The following is a 10,603-nucleotide window of genomic DNA, read 5'->3' as shown; positions in this document are numbered from 1 at the left end:
TGGCAAGAACTCGGTATCCCGCGCGCCGGCTTCTGACATAGATGTTACAGTCATCCGCATAACGCACGAATTCGTGACCTCTTGCGGTAAGTAGCTTATCCAACCATTTGGTATGGGCTAAACTGTTTGCTTTATTAGCCATTCTAGCGCTTCCTTTCATGTAGCAATATAGCCTGAACATCTATATTCTATCGAAAGGAAGCGCTTCTTTGTATAACGATTTGGTACTCCCCCCGCATAGCGGGGGGGTTTTATGTTTCGCACGCTACGCGTACTCAACGGACTAAAGTCCATAATTAGAACACCCGCGGCATGCCGCGGGTGTTCTTCATCATACATTAATGAGCATCAGTCATTAATAAACGTAAGCTGTACCCACAATGATCAGCAAAATGAACAGAACAACGATTAACGCAAAACTGCCGCTGTATCCACCAGTAGAAGCACCCATATCGTCACTCGCCCCTTCATTTAAAATTATTGAGCTTGTGTCCTTACTCAACACTACATGTTATGCAGAAATCTTCATTTCGTGTGAAAGCCTGTGAAAAACCGGGCAATAACTCATGCCCAAGGTTTGTTCAATGAGAGCCGCTCTGTAAACGCCTTTGCTTGCCCGCGGCGCTGTTTCCTTTGCGTATAGCGCTTTTCAGCGCTCGAAAACAGCATCTTCTCTTCTTCGCTCTCCGGAATTATTTTCGGCACGGTAGTCGGTTTCCCCTGATCATCAAGCGCAACAAAAGTCAAAAAACAGGTCGTGCACAACCTCCGCACGCCCGTTCGTAGATTTTCAGCAATAACCTTTACGAAAACTTCCATTGATGTACTATGCGTCCATGTAACGAACGCTTCAAAACACACCGATGATTGCGTATCAATTGGCCGCAAAAAGTCAACGGAATCAATAGAAGCAGTCACAACGAGCTCCCGAGCATGTCGATTGGCCGCAATTGCCGCAATATTATCAACATACATCATTAATTTTCCTCCGAATAATGTTCCGTGATTATTTGTGTCATTTGGCATAACTTGAGATGAAAGTACTGCGAATGAATCTCGTGCTCTTTTCGCTTCCATGACTGTCCTCCAATTTTTAATAAAACGCGACTTAGTTATCATTACGTTGGAACATGTCTTGTATCGACATCATTCTTTTTTTAGTTATTTTTTTCTCCTATTAACCAGTATAGATGAACAAAAAGCAGACCGCAAAATTTGCGATTCAATGAAGATGCAAGGCAAGGAAACGATTGGACAAAAGTCGCCACGCCTGTCTCTATTTCACAAAAATAGAGTAAAAAACAGCGAAAAATGTATTGACAAAATGAACACTATTGATCTCATGTTACAGAACTGTAATATCGCTAAAACACGGCTGAGACATTAAACCCTTAGAATAGCCCTTGGAGTTGACCATGATTCTTTCATGGCGGCTTATCTAAGGAGGTTATTACTTTATGAATATCATTAAAAGGCTGACGGCGATGACGAGCTTAGCAGTATGTTTTGGTGTCATAACACCAACGACTATTGCTTTCGCCAAAACGGGCAGTACGAATGATAGTCACGCATACAAAAGTAAGGATCCTAAACAGAGTCAGGCAATTGGTTTTGCAGCAAACACACCGGCTCTTCAATCAGACAGCCAGGAGATCAACATAATATTTGGGAATAGTTTGATTCAGCAAGGCGATTCAGGACCAATCGTTGAGAAGCTACAAGAGGAACTTCAAAAACTTGGCTATTATGACGGAGAAGATCACGGTGTTGTCGGTGAATCCACCCTGTCGGCAGTCAGTGCCTTTGAAACGGATTCAACCAATGATTCAAAAGAACTCATTGGTGCGGGTACAAAAACGGTTCTTTACACGGTATATCGTCATACCAGCGAAGCGAAAGAAAATCAAGAAGGTCTCGTTACGCTTAAGATTCAGAAAAAAAAGCAAGCCAAAATGCGTGCACGTAAGGCGGCTGAAGAAAAAGCAAAGAAAATTGCTGAAGAAGCCGCGCGCAAAGCGGCTGAAAAAGAAGCGAAAGAACAAGCTCAAAAAGAAGCTGAGCGTGCTGCAGACACAAATAAGCCAAGGGCAAGTAAAACTTCAGCTCAGCCAGCCCAAGCGCCAAAGTCAGCGCCCGCTGAGCAAGCCGGTCGATCAATAACTGTGGAGGCGACAAGTTATTCTCTTGGAGGACGGTCCGCCACCGGGATTGATTTCTCCAGTAATCCGAACGCCAAAGTGATTGCTGTGGATCCAAAAGTCATTCCACTTGGATCAAAGGTAAAAATCCCCGGGTACGGCGTCTTTGTCGCCGGAGACACCGGAGGAGCGATTAAGGGAAAGCGAATTGACGTTCATTTTCCATCGCGGGATCAAGCTTTACAATTTGGCCGTAGAACCTTAACCGTTACCGTACTTAACTAAGACAAGAAGCTTGCTCCTTAGCGGGGCAAGCTTCTTTGTTTTTCATAAAGAAATGCGCTTTCCTTGAAAATGTCACTACTTTCTAGTCGTACAAAAACCCCCATTTGGCTCAATCAGCCTTTTTGGGGGTTTTCTTGATGCCCTAATTCAGCACTGAATACGATAATGGATCTTCTGCTTGTCGTTATGCCGCTGTAACCCCAGATCAATCAACGTTTCAATTAATTGCGGATAGGACAATCCAGTATGCTGCCAGAGTAAAGGAAACATGCTGAACTGAGTAAAGCCAGGCATCGTATTTAATTCATTAACGACAATGCGTTGATCTTTCTCTCTGAGAAACACATCGACACGCGCAAGCCCGGACAGATTGAGTGCCGCAAACGCACGCTTTGCCGTTTCTTCAAGTTCCGCCAATACCTTTTCAGATAAATGAACCGGAATAACTAGCGTACTGTTTCCTTCATGATACTTAGACTGATAATCGTAAAAGGCTGCATTTTTCGTAATGATTTCACCGGGAACCGAAATGGAAAGCTCATGGTTGCCGAGAACGCCGATTTCAATTTCGCGCCCATTAATATGCTCCTCAACAATAACCTTTGAATCGTAAAGAAGTGCCTCTGTGATCGCCGCCGACAGGTCCGTCTCACTGACGCACTTGCTGATCCCTACACTGGATCCCCCGTTTGCCGGTTTTACAAAACAAGGATAGCCAATCGAACGCTTAATGGCTAGGATCAGGCTTGGTGCATCGCTTTCCCATTCAAAACGTGATACCGACAGATAATTCGGGCCCTGAATCTTATGCGTTTTTAAGATATCTTTCATCAATACCTTATCCATACAAACACTCGATCCGGCAACACCGGATCCTACATAAGCAAGATTAAGCAGCTCCATCAAGCCTTGCACCGTACCATCCTCGCCATTTGGTCCATGAAGAAGTGGGAAAACAATATCCGGGCGAGCGCTTGTTACATCCACCGGACTGGAGGGTGCAATCCAGTGTTCCACCGCGTGTTCCGCTTTACTATTCTCGTGAAGCAGCAGTTGATCCTTTGACTCAAGTTTTCCCGTGATTTCACTGCCTGGAATCCAACGTCCGTCCTGATTAATATAAACAGGTAAGACGCGATATCGCTTTAAATTGATCGCATTGATTACTGAAAAGGCAGTGAGCAGTGAGATTTCATGTTCTGTAGACTTTCCACCGTACAAAACAGCGACTGTCTTCCTCTCATTTGCCATCGTAGATGCCTCAGTCCCTTTATCCATATTATGAAAACGCTTTCCATATTACTTTATCATATTCACAAAGAAAGGAAAGCGCCTTTTGAATTTTGCCATCACCGATTTAATTTCACATGCTCTAAATAATCTATTCGCTCGAGCATGGTTGGGTGATCGTATTGAATCCATTTTACTAACGCCGGTGGATTCATTTCACTAAGGCTAGATACAGATAGCTTCTGAAAGGAACGAATCGCCGCCTGACGGTCTTGTGTCATCTCAATCGCGTATTGGTCGGCTTGCCATTCAAAATCGCGCGAAATCATATTTTGCACCGGTTCGGCAGCAAATGAAAGGAGCGACAGAATGAGAAGCAGCATTGGCAGCGCCGTTAAATCGCCTGGGTGAGAAATATTCATGCGTCCCCCCCAGCGAATGCTTGCCCATAAATGAATTTTCGCAGCAATCCACAACGTCAGCAGAAGTCCAATCAGTGCCGAAACGGTCCCCCATATGATATGGTGCATCACATAATGGCCCATTTCGTGTGCCATAATAAACAGTACCTCGGAATGACTCAGACGATTGACCGTTGTATCCCATAGGACAATACGCAAATGTGTGCCGATACCATTCACGTAAGCGTTCATTGCATTCGTCTCCCGAGACATGTCTGCTTCATAAACATTATTCGCCGGGATGCCTGCTCTCGATGCCATATTCAGAATTTCAGTCTTTAATTCCCCATCTGTTAGCGGCTGAAAATGATTATACAGCGGATCAATCACAACCGGCTGTACGTACATCATAAAAAGAATAAATGGAATCGACAGCAGCCAAGCCGGCAGCCACCAATTCTTTGGATAGCGCCGGACCAGAGCCATTACCGCCGTCATGGCGATCAACCCAATCAATGTACTGACTGCTGTGCTGATTGCTTGATCCTTAAGCCAGTCCGCAAGCGGCTGAACCGAGATGCCAAAGTGCACGGATAACTGATATGACGCAAAGGAAACCGGTAGAAAAACGATGAGCGTGATCAATGACAGACAAACATAACACAGAACCATTTGGACAATAAACGAACGGGACAGCCGTTCTGAACATTTCTTGATCCATAATGAGAAGCCTCCAACAAGCACAAACAGATAAACGCCCCAATCGAGCGGAATGGTCGCGAAAGAAAGAAAATGACGCCATGCATTCAATGTGCTGCTTTCAGCAAGCTGTTGTTTGTTCATGAATAAAGAAGGATCGGCCGCTGTTCCTTTCATTGTCAAAGGAATGGATGATTTTGCCCAAACAAAAAAATAAGCAGCCATGGTTAGCAGATAAATCCCGTATAAAATGATAAACCACCCGAACACTTTTTTACGTCTCAAGATGGACCCTCCTCTTTCATTACCCACAGATTGTCCGTCTCTCATAACTAAAGGACGGGCTATTATCAATTTAGTCCGCAACTTCTTTGTTTAGAACATCAATCCCGCAAAAGCCCGTGCGTTTGATTCGCAATCTGACCTTGTCGCTTTGCTGTCAGAAAAGTGTAGCAAGCAGTTCTTCCGCGCCAATTTTTCCAAAATAATGGTGGCAGTCGATCGCTTTCAGTTTTTGATCAAGTATATTTGGGTCATATTTTAGCCCGATGAGCTGCCGTTCAAACTCATGCACATCGCCAGCGCCAAAAAAATCACCAAAGATCGCCAGTTTCTCAATCCTTCCTTTTTTGACATTCATCCGGAAATCGACACGTCCACCTGGAAAACGGCGTGCCTTCTGCAGATTAAATTCCGGCGATTTTCCATAGACCCAATCCCAATTCCGGTAGCGACGATTGGCGAGTGCAATAATTTTTGTCCAGTCCTGATCCGTCAATCTGTATTCCGGCACATGATCTTGTCCTTCAAAGATATAGTGCAGTAATTCTTCCTTAAATTGATGAATGGTTCTATCTTTTGCTAAGTGTTCGCGAATATTCGTTACTCTGCTTCTCACGGACTTAATCCCCTTAGACTCGAACTTCGCCTTGTCCGGATGCAGTGCCTTTGAAACCACGTCCAAGTCGACATCAAAAAGCAGGGTTCCATGACTGAAAATACGTCCCTGAGTGACAAATTGAGCATTTCCGGAAATCTTTTTACCCGCTACAGTCAAGTCGTTGCGCCCTTCCAATTGGGCATCTACCCCCATGTGCGCCAACGCACGAATGACCGGCTCGGTGAATTTTTTATAATTATTAAAGCTGTCGCCGTCGTCCTTTGCAATAAAGCTGAAACTCAGGTTGCCCGGATCGTTATACACTGCACCGCCTCCAGAAAGACGTCGCGTGACCGTCACGTCATGTTTGCTGATAAAATCCATGTTTAATTCTTCAACGGTGTTCTGATTGCGCCCAACGATCACGGTTGGCGCCATACGGTAAAACATCAGATAGGTCTCATCACTCGGCAGCTGTTTGAGCGCATATTCTTCAAGAGCGAAATTGAGTGTTTGATCAAGTAGGTCTCGATTATTTATATAGATCATCATTATTCTCCTCTCAGCTTATAGCAATATCTCTTCTCTAATCATAATTCCCGCAGCCACACACGTCTAGATGCAAGCCACTTTCTAGGAAATTCTCGCGTTTTTCTTTACAAGTCTTGTTAAATTACGCTAATCTATAGAAGATTGAGTACTAAGAACAACGGAACAATTCGTGATACCCAAAGAATAGGAGGTACCTCATGAAAAGCATCTATTTCGTGAGACATGGCCGAACATTATTCAACCAGCTTTGGAAGGTTCAAGGCATTTCAGACACGCCGCTTACAGAACTTGGTGAGAAAAAAGCGGCTGAATTAGGCACGCGATTCAAAGCAGAAAAAATTACATTTGATGGTGCTTATTCGAGTGATCTCGGGCGTACACGGCGGACGTCGCGACTGATTTTGGATCATTCAGCAAATCCTGAACTCACTCCCATTGAAACCAAGGATTTACGTGAAGTAAGCTTCGGCCAATTCGAAGGTGATCCCAATGATTCAATGTGGGAAGCTGCAAGTGAAGCGGCAGGTGATCCGGAACTTCGCGGCGATTCTCCGGATGAGTTGAAGATTAAAGCACTCGATGGCTTGAAACGTTTGGATACAACCGGATTGGCTGAGAACTTCGAAGACGTCAAGACGCGCATCCGCGCCATACTCAGCGTCATGGCACACAGTGACGAACAGAACATTCTTGCAGTCAGCCACGGCTTATACATCAGCTGTCTGATTTACCTGTTGTCCGATGCTAAAATTCATGTTTCTTCTATTGAAAATACGAGTGTCACCAAAGTTGTTTTTGAAAACGGCGTCTTTAAAATTGCTTATATTGGCCGAACAGAGAACCTATAAGGCTGCTTAACGAGAAACGTTCTGCATCCGCCCCTTACTGCCGCAGGATGCGGTGGCGTTGCCCCTACAGATCATCCATAGAATTTATATTCTTTCTTATCGTGCAAAAAAAAAAAGATCATCAGACCTTAAGTTTCGGTCTGATGATCTTTTTTAAGTACGGATTAGCCCGCGGTACTGTTTTCATAGTTTCTTGCTTTAATCTTTTTTTGATCCAGATGAAATTTAATGGTAAAAGTAACCACACTCAAGGCTAAACCAAGCACAGCGTAACCAGCCAATACCCACGAATTCTGAATTAGCATCTGCTGCTGGTGCCCATCAATGATATTTCGAAATCCATTGACGCTGTAGGTCATCGGCACAAACTTTGAAATGGACCGCAGTCCTTCTGGGATGAGCTGAATCGCATAAGCACCGCCGCATGAGACGAGCTGAACGATCAGCAGAATCACAGCCACGAATCGGCCCTCATTATTAAACGAACCGGCAAGCCATTGAATGATTGCCATATAGCTGATACTGGTTAAAAGTGTAAAACCGACAAACGTCCACGGATGGGTCACTTCTAGATGAAGTCCTTTCAAGACAACCGCATCAATCAGCAACGTCTGACCAAGTGACATCAGAATCGTGATAAAAAATTTACTGAAGGCAATGTTCCATCCTGAAGTCGCAAGTCCGGCCGGTTTGCCAAGATCATAGACAATGGTAAGCAGCATCGCACCAACATAAAGACCAAGTGAAATAAAGTATGGTGCAAAACCGGTCCCGAAGTTGGTGACTGCTTGATGTGACGCATCAATAGAGGTCACCGGTTCAGCAAATTTAGCCGCATGGGAATCGTTTGTCGGCGTGTTCGCCAGTTGGTGATGAGCGTCTGCAAGATTGCTGCTCAACGTTGTATTGCCTTTCAGCAGATTCTGTGCGCCATCCCTTAATTGATTCGTTCCGCCGGCAAGCTTCTCCTGCCCCGACGACAGATCATTCAATCCGCTCTGCAAAGTATTCATATTGGCTGCTAATTTTGAACTTCCTGAAACAAGCTGTCCCGTTCCGGTTTGCAACGTTTGAATACCACTGACCAGCTTCGGCCAGGTCTGGTTCAAATGCGCGTTGCCTGCTGCAAGTTGATTTGCGCCTCCATTCAAGGCTTTTGATGCACTTGGAAGCTTTGCTAAATTCTGCTGCAGCTCGGTCATTCCGCTCGCAAGCCGCGCCTGACCTTCAACTAGTTTTAAGAAGTTGGTTTGCAATGCTGCTTGACCGCCGCTGAGCTGAGTCATTCCATCAGATAATTGTGAGACACCTTTAGCTAACCTATCATTCTGTTTTTCAAACTGAGCCATACCATTATTTAGCGTATTCATGCCTTGGGCCAGTGATGTTGATGCATCGACCAGGCTGGGCTCGCCATTGATGCCTTGGTTGAATGCTGCATCGATCGTTGCTGCTCCTTCAGCCAATTGTTTGATTTGGGTCGAATCGAAAGATGGTACGGAAATTTCTTGAATGCCTGTGTTTAATTGTTTTGCCGTATTCTGCAGGGCCTGCAGCTGTTTCTGATCAATGCTGCCGTTGTTTTGCTGAATTTGACTCAAACTTTGATCAAGCATTGCAGAAGCCTGTTTTAGCTTTCCCACTTGATCTGCGTTCGGAAGCCCACTCGCCAGTTTTGCAACACTGCTCATCCCTTCAGATAATTGGTGCGTGTAGGGAGCCAAGTTTTGGATTCCGCTTGAAAGCTGATCGGCACCATCATTCAACTTAGAAACAGCAGCTACAAGTTTTTCGACATCCGGTTTGGCCTCACTCAATTGCTGATTCAGCGTGTCAATGCCATCTTTCTCTTTATTCATGCTGGTTTGGAACTGTTGCAATCCCTTAAGATAATGTTCCATGCCATTGCTCAAGCTCTGCCCCCCACTACTGAGTTGACCGGATCCGCCGGCAAGTTTCTCAGCACCTGCATTCAGTTCATCAAGCTTATCAGCAAGTGTGCTTGCACCATCTGCCAGCTTTGCAATATCCGCACTGTTTGTACTGGTCTGATCATAGAGCTGACGGGTTCCGCGAGCAACCTGATTCAAGCCGCTGGTTAATGCATCAGCACCGTCCACCAGTTTTGCCGAACCGTTTTTTAACTGGCCGGTGCCGTTCATTAACGATTTAAAACCGTCGCGTAAATGAACGATGCCATCGACGACTTTCTTATTGCCTTTGGTTAATTGATTGGAGCCAGAAGCAGCATTTCCTAATCCTTTGGTCAATTCATTTATTTGTGCATACATCGTTTTCGCATAGGTTTTCGTTAATTCCTCCGACACGCGTTTCTGAAGTTCCTGAACGCCCGAACTTGCAATACGCCCAGCAATAAAGTTGTAATCGGAATTAATTTGATAGCGAAACTGCGTTGGCTTCAAGTGATCATCAGCTAAAGTCACTGCATTATCTGAGAATGTTCTCGGAATTGTGACCACCATAAAATAACGATTCTTTTTAAATCCGTCTTCAGCCGACTTTTCGCTTACAAAGCGCCAATCAAAATCCTTGTTGTCTTTTAATTCATCAACTAAATCCGCGCCCGCATGAATGTGTTTACCGGCGAGGATCGCGCCGTCATCATGATTGACGACGGCAACGGGAAGGTTGCCCGACTTGCCGAACACATCCCAAAATCCATAAAGAAACATGCCTCCGTAAATCAACGGAATACACATCACACCAAGCATGACAATGATATGATGCGGTTTTGTTACAATTGCTTTCAGCTCGGCACTGATTAAGCGAATCACATTCATTGTGCTTCCACCTGCTTTCTGTCGTTCATTCCAAGATGAATACCCAGGCAATCTAAATGACCAAATGAGTCAATTGGTCAATCCAGCTTAAAAAAATAACAGCTGCAACTATTATTTTTTTAAGCCCTGTACCAAATAGAGTTCAAATAAGTGAGCGATTTCCTCTTTTGATAAAGGCTGATGACGTTGTTCCCACTCAAAAACAAGCGAAATATACAGGTGGAGGATAACAAAAGCAGTCACTTTAGGATCGCACAGCTTGATTTCTTGCTTCTGCTCAGCATGACTGATGAATTCCTCCATAAATCCGAGTATAGCATCCTCAATATTGGCTAACGCTTGTTTTGCTTGAGCGGTTCCGATTTCACGCAGTTCTTGAGTCAGTTTGATTGTGAGCTGATGCTCTTTGCGCAATTCAAGCATTGAATAGAGTGCGCGATGCAAGTTGACGAAAAAATGATCATCATCATGTATTGCATTTGTTGCTGTCGCCTTTATCCGCTTGATAAACTGATTCATGATTTCATTGAAGAGCTCTTCCTTATTTTTAAAAAAGGTATAAATCGTTCCTTTTCCAACATTGGCCAAACGCGCAACCAAATCCATCGTTGTTGCTTTATAGCCAAAAGAAGCGAAGGTACGTTCAGCAGCACTTAATATCATTTTTTTTCGATCAATCGCCACGGGAATCACCATTTTCCAAAAATGACCGTATGAACAGTTTAGTCATTTTGTTCTGAAGAGAATTTTATCACAGACACTTTGGAAC

The 10,603-nt window shown here is 44.5% G+C and carries 9 protein-coding genes; 2 read left to right on the top strand and 7 right to left on the bottom strand.

Features of this window, described 5'->3' with window-relative positions; translation table 11 throughout:
• Nucleotides 1–355: 355 nt before the first annotated feature.
• A complete protein-coding gene (locus AA84_RS18550) occupies nt 356–451 on the bottom strand; it encodes a YjcZ family sporulation protein (RefSeq protein WP_037562872.1) in 96 nt (31 codons plus the stop codon).
• 113 nt (nt 452–564) lie between these two features.
• Entirely contained in the window at nt 565–1,077 is a 513-nt protein-coding gene (locus AA84_RS0103605) for an acyl-CoA thioesterase (RefSeq protein ID WP_028976063.1), read from the bottom strand.
• Nucleotides 1,078–1,457: 380 nt separating this feature from the next.
• On the opposite strand from AA84_RS0103605, the gene AA84_RS16995 reads away from it, so the two are divergent.
• Nucleotides 1,458–2,423: a 3D domain-containing protein gene (locus tag AA84_RS16995; protein ID WP_028983988.1), complete on the top strand. Its 966-nt coding sequence runs from the start codon at nt 1,458–1,460 to the stop codon at nt 2,421–2,423.
• A gap of 147 nt (nt 2,424–2,570) precedes the next feature.
• On the opposite strand, the gene AA84_RS0103590 is transcribed toward AA84_RS16995, so the two are convergent.
• The 3 genes from AA84_RS0103590 to AA84_RS0103580 form a co-directional block, all read right to left on the bottom strand.
• Complete coding sequence (locus tag AA84_RS0103590; RefSeq protein ID WP_028976061.1) at nt 2,571–3,674, bottom strand: D-alanine--D-alanine ligase; 1,104 nt, start codon at nt 3,672–3,674, stop codon at nt 2,571–2,573.
• Nucleotides 3,675–3,772: 98 nt separating this feature from the next.
• Entirely contained in the window at nt 3,773–5,038 is a 1,266-nt protein-coding gene (locus AA84_RS0103585) for a M48 family metallopeptidase (protein ID WP_028976060.1), read from the bottom strand.
• 154 nt (nt 5,039–5,192) lie between these two features.
• Nucleotides 5,193–6,182 carry a lipoate--protein ligase gene (locus AA84_RS0103580; protein ID WP_028976059.1) on the bottom strand — a complete coding sequence of 330 codons (990 nt, stop codon included), beginning with the start codon at nt 6,180–6,182 and terminating at the stop codon, nt 5,193–5,195.
• A 200-nt stretch (nt 6,183–6,382) separates the two neighbouring features.
• Between AA84_RS0103580 and AA84_RS0103575 the strand changes: the two genes are divergently transcribed.
• Entirely contained in the window at nt 6,383–7,033 is a 651-nt protein-coding gene (locus AA84_RS0103575; protein WP_028976058.1) for a histidine phosphatase family protein, read from the top strand.
• A gap of 164 nt (nt 7,034–7,197) precedes the next feature.
• Here AA84_RS0103575 and AA84_RS0103570 read toward each other — a convergent pair whose 3' ends face one another.
• Both AA84_RS0103570 and AA84_RS0103565 read right to left on the bottom strand, forming a co-directional pair.
• Entirely contained in the window at nt 7,198–9,834 is a 2,637-nt protein-coding gene (locus tag AA84_RS0103570) for a YhgE/Pip domain-containing protein (RefSeq protein WP_028976057.1), read from the bottom strand.
• 111 nt (nt 9,835–9,945) lie between these two features.
• The gene (locus tag AA84_RS0103565) at nt 9,946–10,518 is read right to left on the bottom strand and encodes a TetR/AcrR family transcriptional regulator (RefSeq protein WP_028976056.1); all 573 of its coding nucleotides are present in this window, start codon (nt 10,516–10,518) and stop codon (nt 9,946–9,948) included.
• Nucleotides 10,519–10,603 lie beyond the last annotated feature (85 nt).

Origin of the sequence: Sporolactobacillus terrae DSM 11697 (assembly GCF_000648615.1) — a bacterium.
GTDB lineage: Bacteria > Bacillota > Bacilli > Bacillales > Sporolactobacillaceae > Sporolactobacillus > Sporolactobacillus terrae.
This window is presented reverse-complemented; position numbering and strand designations above follow the sequence as displayed.